The organism is Salmonella sp. SAL04157, from assembly GCF_046551635.1.
Taxonomy (GTDB): Bacteria; Pseudomonadota; Gammaproteobacteria; order Enterobacterales; family Enterobacteriaceae; genus Salmonella; species Salmonella enterica.
On the sequence record NZ_JBGDVS010000002.1, the window covers coordinates 295,488 to 312,779 of the forward strand.

Annotated in this window: 20 protein-coding genes, 1 tRNA gene and 2 pseudogenes; 13 read left to right on the forward strand and 10 right to left on the reverse strand. The window is 42.4% G+C overall.

All coding sequences use genetic code 11. The annotated features are described in order from the left end of the window. The first annotated feature begins 9 nt into the window (after positions 1-9). Together icd and sopF are read left to right on the forward strand one after the other, a co-directional pair. A complete protein-coding gene (gene icd, locus ACLJRE_RS04990) occupies positions 10-1,260 on the forward strand; it encodes an NADP-dependent isocitrate dehydrogenase (protein ID WP_000444506.1) in 1,251 nt (416 codons plus the stop codon). A gap of 445 nt (positions 1,261-1,705) precedes the next feature. Then, a complete protein-coding gene (gene sopF, locus ACLJRE_RS04995) occupies positions 1,706-2,830 on the forward strand; it encodes a type III secretion system effector SopF (protein WP_023212263.1) in 1,125 nt (374 codons plus the stop codon). 286 nt (positions 2,831-3,116) lie between these two features. Here the strand turns inward: sopF and ACLJRE_RS05000 are convergent. Next, positions 3,117-3,262, reverse strand: a pseudogene (locus ACLJRE_RS05000) (hypothetical protein); the annotation flags it as partial. A gap of 612 nt (positions 3,263-3,874) precedes the next feature. On the opposite strand from ACLJRE_RS05000, the gene pltB reads away from it, so the two are divergent. From pltB to ACLJRE_RS05015, 3 genes are all read left to right on the forward strand, one after another. Next, a complete protein-coding gene (pltB, locus tag ACLJRE_RS05005) occupies positions 3,875-4,288 on the forward strand; it encodes a typhoid-like toxin S-CDT binding subunit PltB (RefSeq protein WP_023212262.1) in 414 nt (137 codons plus the stop codon). A 16-nt stretch (positions 4,289-4,304) separates the two neighbouring features. After that, positions 4,305-5,033: a typhoid-like toxin S-CDT ADP-ribosylating subunit PltA gene (pltA, locus tag ACLJRE_RS05010; protein WP_000733630.1), complete on the forward strand. Its 729-nt coding sequence runs from the start codon at positions 4,305-4,307 to the stop codon at positions 5,031-5,033. A 192-nt stretch (positions 5,034-5,225) separates the two neighbouring features. Next, positions 5,226-5,768 carry a glycoside hydrolase family 108 protein gene (locus ACLJRE_RS05015; RefSeq protein ID WP_000158843.1) on the forward strand — a complete coding sequence of 181 codons (543 nt, stop codon included), beginning with the start codon at positions 5,226-5,228 and terminating at the stop codon, positions 5,766-5,768. A gap of 147 nt (positions 5,769-5,915) precedes the next feature. Here ACLJRE_RS05015 and ACLJRE_RS05020 read toward each other — a convergent pair whose 3' ends face one another. Together ACLJRE_RS05020 and cdtB are read right to left on the reverse strand one after the other, a co-directional pair. After that, entirely contained in the window at positions 5,916-6,293 is a 378-nt protein-coding gene (locus ACLJRE_RS05020; protein ID WP_001277616.1) for a DUF1353 domain-containing protein, read from the reverse strand. A gap of 72 nt (positions 6,294-6,365) precedes the next feature. Beyond that, positions 6,366-7,175, reverse strand: a complete 810-nt coding sequence (gene cdtB, locus ACLJRE_RS05025) for a cytolethal distending toxin S-CDT (protein ID WP_001529135.1) — start codon at positions 7,173-7,175, stop codon at positions 6,366-6,368. Positions 7,176-7,672: 497 nt separating this feature from the next. Here cdtB and ACLJRE_RS05030 point away from each other — a divergent pair, with 497 nt between their 5' ends. Beyond that, on the forward strand, positions 7,673-7,837 hold the full coding sequence (locus ACLJRE_RS05030; RefSeq protein WP_001036548.1) for a hypothetical protein: 165 nt from the start codon (positions 7,673-7,675) through the stop codon (positions 7,835-7,837). Further along, positions 7,812-7,895, forward strand: a pseudogene (locus tag ACLJRE_RS05035) (hypothetical protein); the annotation flags it as partial. The gene ACLJRE_RS05030 and the pseudogene ACLJRE_RS05035, both read left to right, overlap by 26 nt. A 152-nt stretch (positions 7,896-8,047) precedes the next feature. Here the strand turns inward: ACLJRE_RS05035 and msgA are convergent. The 4 genes from msgA to pagD all read right to left on the reverse strand — a co-directional run bounded on the left by msgA (position 8,048) and on the right by pagD (position 10,023). Then, a complete protein-coding gene (gene msgA, locus ACLJRE_RS05040; protein WP_000497451.1) occupies positions 8,048-8,287 on the reverse strand; it encodes a virulence protein MsgA in 240 nt (79 codons plus the stop codon). Positions 8,288-8,477: 190 nt separating this feature from the next. Continuing rightward, on the reverse strand, positions 8,478-8,999 hold the full coding sequence (locus ACLJRE_RS05045; RefSeq protein WP_001531094.1) for an RICIN domain-containing protein: 522 nt from the start codon (positions 8,997-8,999) through the stop codon (positions 8,478-8,480). Positions 9,000-9,415: 416 nt separating this feature from the next. After that, the gene (gene cspH / locus ACLJRE_RS05050; RefSeq protein WP_001529140.1) at positions 9,416-9,628 is read right to left on the reverse strand and encodes a cold shock-like protein CspH; all 213 of its coding nucleotides are present in this window, start codon (positions 9,626-9,628) and stop codon (positions 9,416-9,418) included. A 131-nt stretch (positions 9,629-9,759) separates the two neighbouring features. Beyond that, complete coding sequence (gene pagD / locus ACLJRE_RS05055) at positions 9,760-10,023, reverse strand: virulence protein PagD (protein WP_001531085.1); 264 nt, start codon at positions 10,021-10,023, stop codon at positions 9,760-9,762. An 806-nt stretch (positions 10,024-10,829) separates the two neighbouring features. Between pagD and pagC the strand changes: the two genes are divergently transcribed. Beyond that, positions 10,830-11,387 (forward strand): virulence membrane protein PagC, encoded by a 558-nt coding sequence (gene pagC, locus ACLJRE_RS05060; RefSeq protein ID WP_000789469.1) that lies wholly within the window; start codon positions 10,830-10,832, stop codon positions 11,385-11,387. 405 nt (positions 11,388-11,792) lie between these two features. Beyond that, positions 11,793-11,869 (forward strand) — tRNA-Arg (locus ACLJRE_RS05065). Positions 11,870-12,623: 754 nt separating this feature from the next. Here the strand turns inward: ACLJRE_RS05065 and ACLJRE_RS05070 are convergent. Continuing rightward, positions 12,624-12,968 carry a c-type lysozyme inhibitor gene (locus ACLJRE_RS05070; protein ID WP_000977725.1) on the reverse strand — a complete coding sequence of 115 codons (345 nt, stop codon included), beginning with the start codon at positions 12,966-12,968 and terminating at the stop codon, positions 12,624-12,626. A gap of 376 nt (positions 12,969-13,344) precedes the next feature. On the opposite strand from ACLJRE_RS05070, the gene ACLJRE_RS05075 reads away from it, so the two are divergent. The 4 genes from ACLJRE_RS05075 (at position 13,345) to ACLJRE_RS05090 (ending at position 15,957) form a co-directional block, all read left to right on the forward strand. Beyond that, complete coding sequence (locus ACLJRE_RS05075; RefSeq protein ID WP_000758944.1) at positions 13,345-13,470, forward strand: hypothetical protein; 126 nt, start codon at positions 13,345-13,347, stop codon at positions 13,468-13,470. A gap of 211 nt (positions 13,471-13,681) precedes the next feature. Next, entirely contained in the window at positions 13,682-13,912 is a 231-nt protein-coding gene (locus ACLJRE_RS05080) for a hypothetical protein (protein WP_077944341.1), read from the forward strand. Between the two features lie 195 nt (positions 13,913-14,107). Further along, positions 14,108-14,575, forward strand: coding sequence for an Hsp20 family protein (locus ACLJRE_RS05085; protein WP_058108928.1), 468 nt, complete (start codon positions 14,108-14,110; stop codon positions 14,573-14,575). A 338-nt stretch (positions 14,576-14,913) separates the two neighbouring features. Further along, positions 14,914-15,957 (forward strand): sialidase family protein, encoded by a 1,044-nt coding sequence (locus ACLJRE_RS05090; protein WP_000761750.1) that lies wholly within the window; start codon positions 14,914-14,916, stop codon positions 15,955-15,957. A gap of 82 nt (positions 15,958-16,039) precedes the next feature. On the opposite strand, the gene ACLJRE_RS05095 is transcribed toward ACLJRE_RS05090, so the two are convergent. Beyond that, a complete protein-coding gene (locus ACLJRE_RS05095) occupies positions 16,040-16,570 on the reverse strand; it encodes a cytochrome b (protein WP_000929970.1) in 531 nt (176 codons plus the stop codon). A gap of 148 nt (positions 16,571-16,718) precedes the next feature. Then, on the reverse strand, positions 16,719-17,033 hold the full coding sequence (locus tag ACLJRE_RS05100) for a TRL-like family protein (RefSeq protein ID WP_000182479.1): 315 nt from the start codon (positions 17,031-17,033) through the stop codon (positions 16,719-16,721). Positions 17,034-17,292: the final 259 nt, after the last annotated feature.

Here is a 17,292-nt window from a genome sequence, read left to right on the forward strand (position 1 = left end):
GAGAGGTGAATGGAAAGCAAAGTAGTTGTTCCGGTGGAAGGTAAGAAGATCACCCTGCAAAACGGCAAACTCAACGTTCCTGAGAATCCGATTATCCCGTTTATTGAAGGCGATGGTATCGGTGTTGATGTCACTCCAGCCATGCTTAAAGTGGTCGATGCCGCCGTCGAGAAAGCCTATAAAGGCGAGCGTAAAATTTCCTGGATGGAAATTTACACCGGAGAAAAATCCACACAGGTTTACGGCCAGGATGTCTGGCTTCCCGCTGAAACCCTTGATTTAATTCGTGATTACCGCGTAGCGATTAAAGGTCCGTTGACCACGCCGGTTGGCGGCGGTATCCGCTCTCTGAACGTTGCCCTGCGTCAGGAGCTTGACCTGTACGTTTGTCTGCGTCCCGTTCGTTACTATCAGGGCACGCCAAGTCCGGTGAAACATCCGGAGCTGACCGATATGGTCATCTTCCGTGAAAACTCTGAAGATATCTACGCCGGAATTGAATGGAAAGCTGACTCTGCAGACGCTGAGAAAGTGATCAAGTTCCTGCGCGAAGAGATGGGCGTGAAGAAAATTCGCTTCCCGGAGCACTGCGGTATCGGTATCAAACCGTGTTCTGAAGAAGGCACTAAACGTCTGGTTCGCGCGGCGATTGAATACGCTATTACTAACGATCGCGATTCCGTCACGCTGGTACATAAAGGCAATATCATGAAGTTCACCGAAGGCGCGTTTAAAGACTGGGGCTACCAGTTGGCGCGCGACGAGTTCGGCGGTGAGCTTATTGACGGCGGTCCGTGGCTGAAAATTAAGAACCCGAACACGGGTAAAGAGATCGTGGTTAAAGACGTTATCGCCGATGCGTTCCTGCAACAGATCCTGTTGCGTCCGGCGGAATACGACGTTATCGCCTGTATGAACCTGAACGGTGACTATATTTCCGATGCCCTGGCGGCTCAGGTTGGCGGTATCGGTATTGCACCGGGTGCGAATATCGGCGACGAATGCGCGTTGTTTGAAGCCACTCACGGGACTGCGCCGAAATATGCGGGCCAGGATAAAGTCAACCCAGGCTCCATTATTCTGTCTGCGGAGATGATGCTGCGTCATATGCAGTGGTTTGAAGCGGCGGATCTGATTGTTAAAGGTATGGAAGGCGCGATTGCCGCGAAGACCGTGACCTATGACTTCGAACGTCTGATGGACGGCGCTAAGCTGCTGAAATGTAGTGAGTTTGGCGACGCGATTATCGCAAATATGTAATAACGATAATTGTTAAAATAAAAACGGGGACTTAACGTTCCCGTTTTTATTATTAGCATTCGAACGGTTATCAAAATAATTTATCAAAACTCCCTCAATTCAGACCGCAATAGTAATCTATCCTTTACCCCGATCGTCATGGTAACCTGAGCCCCCTGAAAGTTGATAGTTACCGGTTTTGATTGTAGTGGTTTTCTTTATGATGTGTGGTTTGGCTATTTTTTGAAAGTGCCTTACCAGATTTATTGTTATTATCAGGGGATTATTTCAATAAAAGGTGATGATTTATTGCCTGCAATAGTGGGTAGATTAAGCATTTTATGAAATTAGTAGTGTCTTTATTTGCACTTCTACAAGGCTGTTAAGAGGTGTTGAAATATCAGCCTGGTGAAGAATACGTCAGCGAAAGTGAATGCTATATTAGTCATAAAAATTCAGGAGACATATGCTCAAACCTATCTTCTACAGTGGAAGTGTGAAGGTTCCGGAATATCTGGAAACAGATAAGGAAAAAAATGTCGGACGTACTCCTCTGTCTTCAGACATTCAGCAAGTTAAAAATGTTGTTGAAGATGTTCCGCCATTTCCAGAAAGCAGAGCGGCGAGAGGTTCTGTAAGCGCAGCGTACAGGCTTTCTTTTGACGAAGTGTTTTGCGGTATCAGCAATGAAGAGCGTAAAAAGGTGTATGGTCGCCTTTTTGGAAAACAAGTACTTGCGCATATTCATTCCAGGTGTCAGCGCGACGCTGACATAATAAGAGAAAAAGCGCTCAGGCGGATAAGCCGTGAGTGTGGTGCCGAAATAGATTGCGCTCTCTTGCTAAATAAGATGGTGGATGTTTTACAAAATGCCCGGCTGACAATAAATTTTAATGCAGCAAAAATTGACTTTGTCTCTCTCTTAAAAAATAAAGAATATCTGAACTCTTATGCATTAGGTTGCAGACCAGGCGATTTACCTGCTTATAATGTCGGACGTGATTCAGTTGAAACTAAAGCATTTGAACTGGAGAAGCTTGCAGATTCACCTTATGCCCCATATGGTCAGACAGGCGGTTTTTCCGTAGCATATACTCCCAATAGTAGAACCTTTAGCCCTACAAGCAGACCAATTTATGCTGCACTGGACTTTCTGAACGGTAAAAATGGAGGTGCCAGCGCCTATGGGAAATCATTTTTTGAATTAAATGATAATGTAAAAACAAATTGTACATTCTCACCTTTTGATACCTACGGCCACAGATTTGGTCTGGATACGAGTAAATTATCTACATTTTGGCATATGGAGAACCTGATCGCATCCTGTCAAAATGATTTTTTTGGTTATAATTGCTTTAAGAGTTTGGTTAAAATGGCTAAGGGCGAAAAGTTTTTAGCTCACTCTAATTATGGTACAGGCTATGAAGGGAATTATATAGAGGCTCATATCCATGGTGATGTATACTTATTTAGAGATATAAAACACGTTTATTTGTCTTTGCAAGAAAATTCTTACTCGAAAAGTCAACTATATGATTATGCAAAACAAATAAACCAGGCGCTTAATAGAGACTGCATAATATTATATTGACAAGCTTATTATCAGTTTCTTGAAAAGAGCTTTAAATGATCATGAGCGCATATTTCTTGAGGTAGGCAGTAACTGCTTTTATATTTATTAGCTTAGGACCGCTCTGGCAGATACCTGTGTGGCACTTCAGTATGGCCTGGCAAAATAGAGGAATATGGACCAGCAGAAGCGCCTGCTGGCTACTTTTCACTTAAATCGCTGGACTTCACCGGCGCTTCAGATGAAGCGACCTTCACAGTCATCAGGTGGTCTGCATTACCACAGGAGTGATTTACTGGCTATCGATATTCCTGCTCATCAGGTTTTTACGCCATCTACGAACATTTATTCTGCTATAAGTTGAAATACTGTAAAAATATTAAGGCTTATTATTTTTTCTTTAGGTAAATTTTCGCGCAACAAACTTGGATGCGGGAATGTTTGAAATATCATTGCCTTATACTAGATCTCAGAGACCTACAACTCACAACTTTATTAGATCATCTTTCTGAACATATTACTTTTCTGGCGGTTATCAACAATAGGCTGACTAAATTGCCGGACACTTTACCTGGAGGGTACAGACAGATTACGCGGGTAGGATCACTACACCGGAAAAAGATTGCCAGTTAATAAGATGTCGTCCATGATTCAGTTGGATGATAATGATTTATTCCCCACTCTTTGATCCTACAATAGTGATCTGATAGTTATCCAGAACGTTCTTGCAAAGAACGGGCTTGTTAAATTATCGTCAATTTCTTAATGAGTTATGTCCTGCTTTGCTGAAAATGAAAACCAGTAGACAGACGACGGCGATCAATACGAGCCGGAAGTACCTGTGTTATTACCGTGGCAGGAATTCTGTAACTGATAAAACAGGTGTGCTTATTATCAGTGATGAAATTTTTTATATATGTATTAATTGCTATTCACAAGTAATTTGAGTGTTTGTTGTGGTTGGTAACATTGTGTTGAAGTAAATCATGATAGACTGGATTTAGATGTGATGAGATATAATAAATTTGTTCTTTGTTAATTATTTTAAATGTACAGGAGAGTAGCATGTATATAAATAAGTTTGTGCCTGTTTATACATTATTAACTCTCCTTTATTCTTTTAATGCCAGCGCTGAGTGGACAGGAGATAAAACGAACGCCTATTACTCAGACGAAGTTATCAGTGAAATACATGTTGGTCAGATAGATACTAGTCCTTATTTTTGCATAAAAACGGTTAAAGCTAACGGTAGTGGTACACCAGTTGTTGCATGTGCGGTATCAAAGCAGAGCATATGGGCACCCTCCTTTAAAGAACTTCTTGACCAGGCAAGATATTTTTATAGTACAGGGCAATCCGTAAGGATTCATGTTCAAAAAAATATCTGGACCTATCCGCTTTTTGTAAATACCTTTTCAGCAAATGCTCTTGTGGGACTATCATCGTGCAGTGCGACACAATGCTTTGGACCCAAGTAAGAGGGGGGAAGAAATAATGAAAAAGTTAATACTCTTAACCTTATCTATAGTTAGCTTTAATAACTATGCAGTAGATTTTGTGTATCGTGTGGACTCAACCCCGCCGGACGTTATTTTTCGCGATGGGTTTTCACTACTTGGGTATAACCGTAACTTTCAGCAATTTATCAGTGGAAGGTCATGTAGTGGTGGAAGTAGTGATAGTCGCTATATTGCAACAACCTCAAGTGTTAATCAAACATATGCTATAGCCAGGGCGTACTATTCTCGCTCAACATTCAAAGGTAATTTATACAGATATCAGATTCGTGCAGATAATAATTTCTACAGCTTGCTCCCATCCATCACCTATCTGGAAACGCAAGGTGGTCACTTTAATGCTTATGAAAAAACGATGATGCGATTGCAAAGAGAGTATGTTTCCACATTATCTATTTTACCCGAGAATATTCAAAAGGCCGTGGCGCTTGTTTATGATAGCGCAACAGGTCTGGTAAAGGATGGTGTAAGCACAATGAATTCCAGTTATTTAGGTTTAAGCACTACGTCTAATCCTGGCGTGATACCTTTTCTTCCGGAACCGCAGACGTATACCCAACAACGAATTGATGCATTCGGCCCATTAATAAGTTCATGCTTTTCAATAGGTAGCGTATGTCAATCACATCGAGGGCAAAGAGCTGACGTATACAACATGTCTTTTTATGATGCAAGACCTGTAATAGAACTTATACTTTCTAAATAAATGAAACTTACCTATGTTGCCTATTAAATTAAACAGACCGTTTATTAGTGGTCTGGTTAATATTGTTTATTAAGTTGGCTATCCACTTAAATATAAATTGTTTATATACTTCAATAAGTTTTTTATCAGATTCATTGCATTATCAATCATAGCATTCAGGTACGTATTTTATTAATATTAGAAGGAGTCATTATGACTAAAGATGAAATCTTTGCAGCTATCCTTAGTAGAGAAGGTGGTTACGTTGATCACCCTGACGACAGGGGGGGACCAACGCATTGGGGTATAACCCTGACGACGGCCCGGGCTAATGGCTATATGGGGGATATGCGGAATCTTACCCGTAATCAAGCATTAAAAATCCTTGAGGCAGATTATTGGTATGGTCCACGACTTGATCAGGTTGCCATTATCTCTCACTCTATCGCAGCTGAGCTTTGTGATACTGGTGTGAACATGGGACCCTCAATCCCGATTAAGTACTTCCAGCGTTGGCTTAATGTTTTTAATGATCAGCAAAAAATTTATCCGGATTTGATAGCAGATGGTCAGATTGGGCCACGGACGCTTTCGGCACTAACATTTTTTCTCTCTCACCGGAGAGATGAGGGCGAAATGATACTTATCCGTGCATTGAATTGTAGTCAGGGACAACGCTATCTGGAGTTAGCTGAAAAGCGCCAGGCGAATGAGTCATTTGTTTATGGATGGATAAAGGAACGGGTAAGGTTGTAATTCCCTTACTTACCACTATGGCGGTTTGTGATGATAGCATATAATGATATATTCACACAGAGAACTGGTGAAAGCCACTAAGTCTTATTATTACTATATTAAGGCGTCAGGTTTTTCTATAGTTCTTTGTGTGTTAAAAACGAGAAATTAATTATGTTGTATGGTATGAGAATGATAGTATTTCCAGCCAAATATTCTTACGGCTAAATACATTATTATCCTTTTCCATTTTGGCACGCCCAGAACTTTCATTCCATCCAGGAATATGAGATCGGACTCTTTTCTGTTACGTAATGGATAATGATACAGGTAGTCATGAATGATTGCCGCTTTGGCATATTCACCATCCGGTGGTAATAATGACCAGAAAATACGCGGAACAGTGGCAAGGTCGGTAACGAATCCTACCGGTACTTCAATGACATCATTTTTATCTTCACTGAGATAAAACCTGAATGGCTCATAAACACGCCATTTATAATGACCTAACATTTCCATAATTGCTGGACTGGTAAAACAACTCATAATTTTACCTTATAATAAATATATATTCTGCACCTTACGCTCAAAGTACATGTCGTCAACGCTATTTACTCATTAACAGCTTCGTGCCAAAAAGGCTACGGGATAATGATCAGAAGCGAGTTGTGGATTACGTAATGCTTCAACCCTTTGTGAATAAGGTGCTCGATCGACAATGACCCCATAATCTAAAATACCACCGCCAATTTGCGTGGGTTCTGTAGGTGCGAGTACGGCTACAACTCGTTCCAGATGCTCAGTCATCAGGTCATTTTCAAGTCTGTCTGGGCTGCGATTAAAATCCCCGGCAAGAAACCAGGATAAATGCCGCATCTGAGGTTGTCTAAAAAAATTAATGGTAACCCTGACAATAGCTGCAGCATCCGGACCTCCACTAGCCAGTGCGTGCGCTGTCAGAAAAACATCATTACCCAGTCCGATGCCAATGACGGGGCGAGATGCGACAGTTGTCGGACGCAAGACATAAACATTATCCGCTCTTTGTCTGGAAACTATTGCCAGATTAACACGGCGCGCTCCAACATCAATAGCCGAGTGGTAGATATATCTTATATCCTGACGGCTGGTGGTTCCGAGATTCCAGGTGTATTCATCAATGGGAATACCCACTCCAAAAGGCTGAATATGTCGTCCGGTAGGAACCGCTGAGGTGGGAACAGCACCGGCCTCCTGTACCATAAGAATATCCACACCGGCAGTACCACTTAAAAGCTGTCTGACATTGACATTCCATTTACTTTCTGTAGATGCTGAAGAGCCCTGAAGATTCCAGGTCATAACTTTGTAGTCACTGATATTAGCGCAGGCAAAAGAAATATAGCTGCAGATGATCATGGTCAGAAGGAAAAAAACAGGTTTTTTCATGATATCTACTCTCCCGATTATTACTTCTTTATCTGAATGATATATGTGTTCATAACCCATTGTTTCATGACGTTGATTTTATTCTGGCAATGCCTGACTTGTTTCTGGTTCTATGTCTTGTGCAGATAGTAAGATACATAGTCTAACGTCAATAAAACTAAAATAGATGTCTATTACAGAGGTAAAATGATAGTTTATTCAGTACAATCAATTAATTATTGTTAATACCAAAGAGACAACTATAGATAAACAACTAACTGAATTTAAAACTACATTCACTTATCTCATTGTAACTGTATTGGGTTGATTTATATGCGGTAATAGAGATTCGATATCATTAGTAATTTATAAGTAAACATAAATTTTTAATTACCAGGATTATTATATCCCTGTGTGGAAGGTAACATTTCATCTATTCTCATTCTTGTAGTGACACAGTAAATTTGGTCACCTGATTAAAGGTGATATTCTCACCTCAACACAAAACAGGTGACTTAATGAACAAGAAAACCGGACAAATTAATGGATACATCTTGAACGACTACAATAGCGTCACACCTCACCATTATAACGGTGCACTGACGCCGGAAAAACCTGAGAACAGGTACCGTTTTTACTGTAAAACCGTGACCAATAGTGTCGATGCGCAGCAAAACGTATAATCCGTTGATAGGGCGTACAGGTGTGGCACTGGGCAAAACGTTCAGTGGCAAGGACTGGAGCTGGCGGCATTTGGCAAATAGAATGTTGACCACGCTATAAACGCCACTTCCGCTACATGTTCTGAGTGGTGGCGTTTGCGTTATATCGTCACAGACAGCGCCTCAGGGCGCTGTTTTCGATCGGATATGTCGCTTTCGCAGGAGGGGACGTTATTCGGCGACCAGCCACATATCAGCCTCTTCAAACATCTCTTCCAGCATACGGTGCAGCCGTTCTTTCTCGGTTTTTGTACAGTCACTGTTTAATGCGTTCGCCTGCATTGGCTTAACTTTCACTTGCGCATCGGGAAAAAGTTGATGTACACGTTTTGTGAGTTCATTGAGGATGATTTCGCGTGCGCCTGGCAAACCTTCAACATTTCGCTTGTCATAAACGAGTTCGACGAACATCGCCATTTCCTTTTTACTGGTTGGATGACCAGTATTTAAGCTGGGTATATAACCTGTGTCAAGGTTTAGCCGCCGTTTTGTCATCCTGACGTCGCGGACGTAAAGTAAATTGGCCACACGTGGAAGTAAAGGTCGCTAACCTGTTGTCGTGTCATGAGGTTAGCGGCTCTCTCTTCACAGCGGTGTCCTGCTACCTGATGGTAAATTCCAGGGCGCGACTAAAATCGCAATCGGCCAACACAACAGGGTCGCCTTTTCTGACAATAATGCTATTTGTGCCCAGGCATTTTCGGCTCTGTTTCCCCTTAATTTTGTTATCATCAGTGAGCCAGCGCTGGTTATCATTACCCGTGCATGAATAAAGAATGATTGGCGTGCCTTCTTTCGTACCCTGTCCTGCAGCATCCAGACATTTCTCACCCTGCATTATTCTGTCTCGGTGAAATGAGAAAAGCTGAGATTGCACATGCTTACACTCCCGCAGCGTCAAACGATTCTGTTGATCTGAGCCTGTATCAAGGCACAGACCATCAGTTGTCCGAATTTGTTCCGCGTCATTTATGTAATAACCACCGGAATTAATCTGGTTTTGTGTAATGACTGGGAACGACACATTAATACTATAAGGTGCGGGTAAGCCGTTCGTCGTACATCCACATAAAATAGAGGAGAGGCAGAGAACCAGTGTGGTTTTTCCTGAAAGCAAAGTCATTCAATTATTACCCTAAAAATAAATAGCGTTACAACTATATTGGCGATTTATACCCACTGAATATGACGTAGCATTGAGCGGCAATAGAGATAATTCCGATAGAATCACATAAATACTTCGGTTAAATGCGCGCAGCCAGCCACTCCTGTGACGATGGGTATATAGCGTTAAATACTTTTGCAATATTAGATGCTATCACAGTGAAAAACGGCTGTACATTTCTTCACGTTAAACAAAGTGAGAAGGGGGCTGACACCCGATATATGATAAGAGAGGTCACGGGAGTCATCAGCAAAATAAATCCTTTAGATTTTCGTCACTGAAAACATTCTGCAGCCTTTCAGACAAAGCCTCATAGCAGACTGCGGAGGTATACGGGCTCGCTAAATTTTTCTGAAAAAATGCCGAGGGACGAATTATGAAAGATAAACGTTGGCGGCGGTAGGTCCGCGGAGGCCATTAATACGACAAAACTCAACGCGTATACCGGGGATAAGCGCTTCTGTTTCGTGTTGGCTAAATGCTGAAATGTGGACCTGAACATCTTTGCGTCCATCGGAGGGGGTGATGAGACCTTTACCGCTCTTACAATCAAAGGTTTTGACAATTCCTGTCATTTTACGAGACAAACAAATTCCTTAATGGGGATAACGGGGCGCACTATACACGTCAGGAAAAATAATGCCAGCTATATTTGATGGCAATCAAGATTTCCGGATGGCTAAAAGTAGTCGTTCGGCACCATTGTAGATAAATAACATTATGTTCTGGAGAAAGTATTCCCTTTCCTGGCGTCGTTGGTTGGTGCGGACATCATGGGTTTTGCCGTCGGGCAGGATGGTGAACTAATCTGCCTGGCTTGCTTTTTATCGGTATTTGCAGGCGGTTGCGGGGTTTTACTACCAAAATCGTAGATAAAAATTTCCCATGATGTCTGTTGTAAACCAGAACAATGGCCTGAACTGGCCAAAACATGGAATGAAAAAATAAGTAATGTCCAAAGCATAAAAGCATGATGTCTCATAACACCTCCTGTTATATGTAATGACTTGTGAAGTTCATCTAATGAATTATGGAACGTCATTGGCATTTTTTATTCAACGAAGAGTTAACCACTCTTAATAATAATGGGTTTTATAGCGAAATAGACTTTTTTATCGCGCGTTCAATATTTGCGTCTGTTATTATTTTTCTGGAATGTAAATTTTCTCTCAACACGGGTGATATTTATGTTGGAATTGTGGTGTTGATTCTATTCTTATAACAAGAAATGTTGTAACTGATAGATATATTAAAAGATTAAATCGGAGCGGGAATAAATCGTGCTAAGCATTATCGTGAATATGATTACAGCGCCTGCGATGACATATAACGGTATTGCGGCTGGAGCGTCACGTGAGGACTGTGAAGCACAATGCGATATGTTCTGGTTATATGGCGAGTTTGCTTAATGACATGTTTTTAGCCGATCGGCGTCAGGTTTCTTAATGTGGTTGTGATGGTTTTTCTTTAAATATCAAATGGTTGTATGGCGAGTTTGTTGTTCTATAGTGGCTAAACACTTTATGGTTTCTGTTAAAAATATATGCGTGAGAAAAATTAGCATTCAAATCTATAAAAGTGAGATGACATTGTAGAACCGGTTACCTTAAGGAGCGATAGAGAACTTCGGTAGTAAAAATCTCTTTCAGGAAGTAAACGTATCAGGAGCGATAGTGGTGAATTATTCGTGGTTTTGTCGATTCGGCATAGTGGCGATAACTGAATGCCGGATCGGTACCGCAGGTGTTTAAACACACCGTAAATAATAAGTAGTATTAAGGAGTTGTTATGAAAAATATTATTTTATCCACTTTAGTTATTACTACAGGCGTTTTGGTTGTAAATGTTGCACAGGCCGATACTAACGCCTTTTCCGTGGGGTATGCACAAAGTAAAGTTCAGGATTTCAAAAATATCCGAGGGGTAAATGTGAAATATCGTTATGAGGATGACTCTCCGGTAAGTTTTATTTCCTCGCTAAGTTACTTATATGGAGACAGCCAGGCTTCCGGGTCTGTTGAGTCTGAAGGTATTCATTACCATGACAAGTTTGAGGTGAAGTACGGCTCTTTTATGGTTGGGCCAGCCTATCGATTGTCTGACAATTTTTCGTTATACGCGCTGGCAGGTGTCGGCACGGTAAAGGCGACGTTTAAAGAACATTCCACTCAGGATGGCGATTCTTTTTCTAACAAAATTTCCTCAAGGAAAACGGGATTTGCCTGGGGCGCAGGTGTACAGATGAATCCGCTGGAGAATATCGTCGTCGATGTTGGGTATGAAGGAAGCAACATCTCCTCTACAAAAATAAACGGCTTCAACGTCGGGGTTGGATACCGTTTCTGAAAAGCATAAGCTATGCGGAAGGTTCGCCTTCCGCACCGCCAGTCAATAAAACAGGGCTTCTTTACCAGTGACACGTACCTGCCTGACTTTTCTCTCTTCGTCATACTCTCTTCGTCATAGTGACGCTGTACATAACATCTCACCAGCATAAGCACAGATAAAGGATTGTGGTAAGCAATCAAGGTTGCTCAGGTAGGTGATAAGCAGGAAGGACAATCTGGTGTAAATAACGCCAGATCTCACAAGATTCACTCTGAAAAATTTTCCTGGAATTAATCACAATGTCATCAAGATTTTGTGACCGCCTTCGCATATTGTACCTGCCGTTGAACGACTACTGAAAAGTAGCAAGGTATGTATCTTATCCAGGAGAGCACCTTTTTTGCGCCTGGCAGAAGTCCCCAGCCGCCACTAGCTCAGCTGGATAGAGCATCAACCTCCTAAGTTGATGGTGCGAGGTTCGAGGCCTCGGTGGCGGTCCAATGTGGTTATCGTATAATGTTATTACCTCAGTGTCAGGCTGATGATGTGGGTTCGACTCCCACTGACCACTTCAGTTTTGAATAAGTATTGTCCTGCAATACTGTTACAGAATAATTTCATTTATTACGTGACAAGATAGTCATTTATAAAAAATGCACAAAAATGTTATTGTCTTTTATTACTTGTGAGTTGTAGATTTTTCTTATGCGGTGAATCCCCCTTTGCGGCGGGGCGTCCAGTCAAATAGTTAATGTTCCTCGCGAGCCATATTGACTGTGGTATGGTTCACCGGGAGGCACCCGGCACCGCAATTTTTTATAAAATGAAATTCACACCCTATGGTTCAGAGCGGTGTTTTTCTACATCAGGTGGGCAAGCATAATGCAGGTTAACGTGAAAGATACGAGCAATAGCAGAAACCAGTGATTTCGTTTATGGCCTGGGGATTTAACCGCGCCAGAGCGTATGCAAGACCCTGGCGCGGTTGGCTGGTAATCGTTCAATAGTGCGAATATGAATGGTTACCAGCCGCTGTGAATTCTACCTGGGCCACTTAATAAAGCAAAACATTTAAACGCTCAACAACGACAATTAAGACAGTTCGAACTTTTCTTTAAAAATAGGATTAGCCATGTTTAAAAGTGGTTACTAATTAGCCATTATTTTATTGTAGTGATTCACATATTTTTTAACGTTACGTTACAGGAAGGTTGAAGTGGAAATGCCTGATGAGCCTTCAGGCATTTCTGAAGGTTAGTTAGCTAAGGAACAGTTACTGAGAACAGGTTTATCATCACCTTCCACTAGTTCAGCCGTTTTGCCTTTGGTATAAAGTTTATAAGTATAATTTTTGTCTATGGCTTCGTAATTTGCTCCGGAGGCCATTTTCATTAACCGCATCGGGATCATCTCGTTTACCTGACTGATAATCGCATAGGCGTTTCCAGCCTCAGTGTTGACGTAAATCACCTCCATAACCTGGTTATCATTACAGGTGTATATAGATTTAGAAATCTCCTGCGAAGCTGCTATAGAGGTAGTACTGGCGCTAAGCGCAGCGAGAAAGAGGGTAAATGGGATCAATTTACGTTTCATCATTAGTATCCTTTGTGCATAAAATTGTCGTTAATTCCCTGAAGAACGGGAGATAAAGCGGCATCAATACGATGAATGCTGTAGTATTCCTGTTACTGACGAAAAGTGCGCCAGAAAAGCGTATTATAATTTATCCATCACTGACATATGTGATGAGTAGACAAATCTTAAAATCATAAACTATAGGCTGCAAATCATTATGGCGCGATAGAAAATGATTGTCACCACTGCTCAATACTATGGCATAAAAACCGAAGAAAACGGTACTGTTCACTGTCTCGTTTCATACGGTATCTGTCAGTGAAACTATTTCTTCAAATGATGGTCTTTTTATTATCGATCAGATAATGGCATCAACAGGGGTTATTCAGGAGTATATGTGAAAAAGTGGCTTATAGGAGGGATATTGATCGCAAGTTTTCTGACCGGTTGTCTGATGTGGCACAACATTGATAAATGGTTTAATAAAGATATCGAATTTTTCTACGCCGGAGACGATGACTAAAATTCCTGTCAGCTGGCAACGGGTGTCATATCTTCAGGTATGGCGCCCGGAGTAGCCGGGCGCAAATTGTAGATGTATAAATGTCATTTCAAATGTCATTTCATTAAAATTTTAGCGACAACATGGACAGCCACTATCGCGTGCTAACGACCCTCTGAAGTCACAAGATGAATAAGCCAGTTTTTTGTTTCAGCGGTGACTGAAACATATTTTGTTCCTGGTGGGCTTACCGCCAGTTGCTGAAAAAGACAACGATGATGTAACTGTTGCAGAGACTGATGAATACGACGACCGTGAATTTTATTTTTGGCGACCATATTTCCTCCCAAAAGGCCGCCCGAAGGCGGCGCTGGGTTTGATAATGGAGAAGGGCGTTGGTCACTGCCATAACCAACCTGTATACATTAATGCAATTGATAATCATTATCAATTGGGCTGGTGAAGAAAAATTGTAAAGATGAAGGGACTGCGGAAATGGCAATGAACGGGATGAGATTTTTCGTTAACCACTTAAATTTGTGACTAAAAAAAGGCTTTTATAGGCTTGAAAATGTTTTTTTCCGTCCCTATGTAGTCAGTGGACAAGCAATGCTTGCCTTGATGTTGAACTTTTGAATAGTGATTCAGGAGGTTAATGATGGCACTCAGAACCTTGTCAGCACTTCCCGTGTTTGCTGATTCTCTTTTCTCTGACCGTTTCAACCGTATTGATAGACTTTTCAGTCAATTAACAGGAGATACGCCAGCCGCTGCGACGCCAGCTTACGATCTGCAAAAGCGCGATGCGAATAACTATCTGCTTACCGTGAGCGTTCCTGGCTGGAAAGAGGAAGAGCTTGAAATTGAAACGGTTGGCGGCAACCTGAATATTACGGGTAAACACACTGAAGATACGGTAGAGGATCAGACGCACTGGATTTATCGGGGTATTCGTAAGGCGGATTTCCAGTTGAGTTTTTCTTTGCCTGAACATGCTAAGGTGAATAATGCGAAACTGGAACAGGGCCTCTTGTTGGTAGAGATTTACCAGGAGATCCCTGAAAGCGAGAAACCGAAAAAAATTGCCATAGAAAGTAAACCAAAGGCGATTGAACACAAATCATAATCGCGTTAATGGAGGCCCGTTTAGACGGGCCTTCATTGCCTGTAGCGAAAAGTATCCCGTCATGCTTGTAGGCACAGATCGCTAAATATTATAACCCTGACCTCTATATTATCCCGTGCCACTGACCTCGTCGCCATTGGACGGCGGTAAGTTGGAATTATCCGCGAGGTCAGTCCAATTTTTGACCACTCTCGACATTCTGCCTGTTATGGGCGCGATATCTGAACATAAATTCGTATAGCAGTTCATCGTTTTCACCGCGTTGATGCTATTTCTGCTAACACTACTTTCATACATAAAAAAGCTGATGCTTTTTACCTTATTTAATAGAGGCAGGTATGAAATTAGCGCTCGTCAATCGGCAGGTCATTTTACCGGAAAGCAGAACCGAGTCCTTCCAGTGCCATGCCTCTACGCTTGTTCGCTTACCGTGCGGTACGCTCGTGGCCGCATGGTTCGCGGGGTTGCGCGAAGGAAGCGAAGATACAGCCATCTGGCTATCTCGCTATGAACATAATATCTGGACAACACCGCAGCGAGTGGCGGCACGCGAGGGGGAAGCGCACTGGAATCCGGTGTTATTTTACCCGTCGGATAAATTGTGGTTATTTTATAAAGTAGGCAGCGACGTACACGTGTGGAAAACCTGGTTTATCATCTCCAGCGATCGAGGATTTACCTGGAGTACGCCAGCTCCGTTGGTTAACGATGATATTTTGCCGCGCGGTCCCGTAAAAAATAAACTCCTGCTGGCATCAAATGGCGCCTGGATTGCGCCAGGGTCGATTGAAAGTCCTGAACGGTGGAGGGCATTTGTGGATCGATCCTCTGACGAAGGAAAACACTGGAATATCTCTTTTGTTCCGCTGGAGCCTGATAACGCTATTTCCGGGACAAACGTAGCGTTGTGGGATGGTGTAAAAAAGGGGATGTTGTGGGAATGTTGTCTGGAAAACCTCCTGCGCTGGGATGGCGTTATTCAGCCTACGCTGTGGGAGTCTTCTCCGGGGCATATCCATATGTTGTTACGAAGCACACGCGGGGCAATTTTTCGCAGTGATTCAATCGACTATGGCGCTACCTGGTCTGTTGCCCGCGCGACATCTTTACCGAATAATAATAGTGGTATCGATCTGGTTAGTATGCAGGACGGTACGCTGATTCTTGCGTTAAATCCGGTCAACGGCAACTGGGGAAAGCGCTATCCGCTTTCACTGATTGCTTCCCAGGATAATGGCGAATCATGGCTACCGCTACTGGACCTGGAAAGTGACCACGGTGAGTATTCTTATCCCGCTATTATTAGCGAGGGCGGCGTCGTACATATCACCTACACGTGGAACCGGAAAAATATCGTATATTGTCGATTACAAACGGTATAAGGCGCTATCAGTCGAAACCGATAGCGCTGGAATAATAATGCCTTGCCCGGCGTGCTCTCTCACGCCGGGATGGCCGAAATAGTCATGATTTACCGGGTAACATCCTTGAAAATGTATCGTCTTTTTGTATGTAATGGTGAAACAACGCCGCTGCTGCATGCATGGCAATCAGGAAATAGCCGATATTGGCCAGCATTTCATGAATACGCTTTATATCCGATTTTAGGGTGCTATCTGGCGTCAAAAATACCGGTACAGTAAAACCAAAAAAGCTCCAGCTTTTCCCGCCTGACGCCATCATCGCGACGCCCAGCAGCGGTAAGGCGAGAAAAGTGAGATAAAGCGCGATATGCATTAATTTAGCGGCTACGTGCTGCCAGTGAGGAGGGGGAGGCGTAATGACCGGATCCGGGTATTTGTGTTTAAGATATAACCGTAAAAACATCAGCGCCCAGACCAGAACGCCCATATCATAGTGTATGTCTTTCATAAACAGATAAACGCTGGAGCCTTTTGGCGCCCACCCTCGTAACTCAATAGCCGCATATGCGATGCCTGTCAGGAGCAGTGTTAACCAGTGAAGCGTTATTTGCAGTCTTGAGAAATGTGCCATTATTATTATCCTTTATTAACAACTGCTTGTAGAGTATGCGTAAAATCTTAACAGAACCTTAAAGCGGGGGCTGAGTCGCAAGGAACAGACAAAGATAGCGGCACGTAAAATGGGATAAAAAGCCGGCGGCATCGCCGGCTTACTGTTGTTATTGTCCTCTTACGACAACACAGGTTTTACCATAAAACGGATATGAGCCCGTAGTTTCATAATCAACACTCGACACTAAAGAAATATCGCCCGCTTTTTTCGCTGAATCAATAGATGCGTCGCCGGTATTTACAATACCCAATACCGTTTGCGCACACGCTTTACCGGTTTTGGTTGCCGGGAGACTCGTGGCAGTAATTGGCCCTTTAACATCCGTATATAAGCCAATCCCTGTCGGTGATGGTCCTGTAGCGCACCCCGTTAAAAGAGAACCAATAAAGATAATTGAAAAAATGTGTTTTTTATTTGTCATGGGATTAGTCCATTATAAATTAATAGAAAATTTACCGTCCGAAAATGTCCGGACAGTCATTTAAAAAGTGGTGTATATTAAATATGCGATATTACTCTTTGCACCCTCCTGTTGATGTCGTACCTGATGGACAAATATCCGTTGAAGCCGGATATATTCCCCACGCCGTGTTTTTATAACTTGCGCATCCTGTCAGTAATGAGAACAGTACGGCTAAAAAAATCATCACGAGCCCTGGCGGCGTTAACATTTTTCGGTT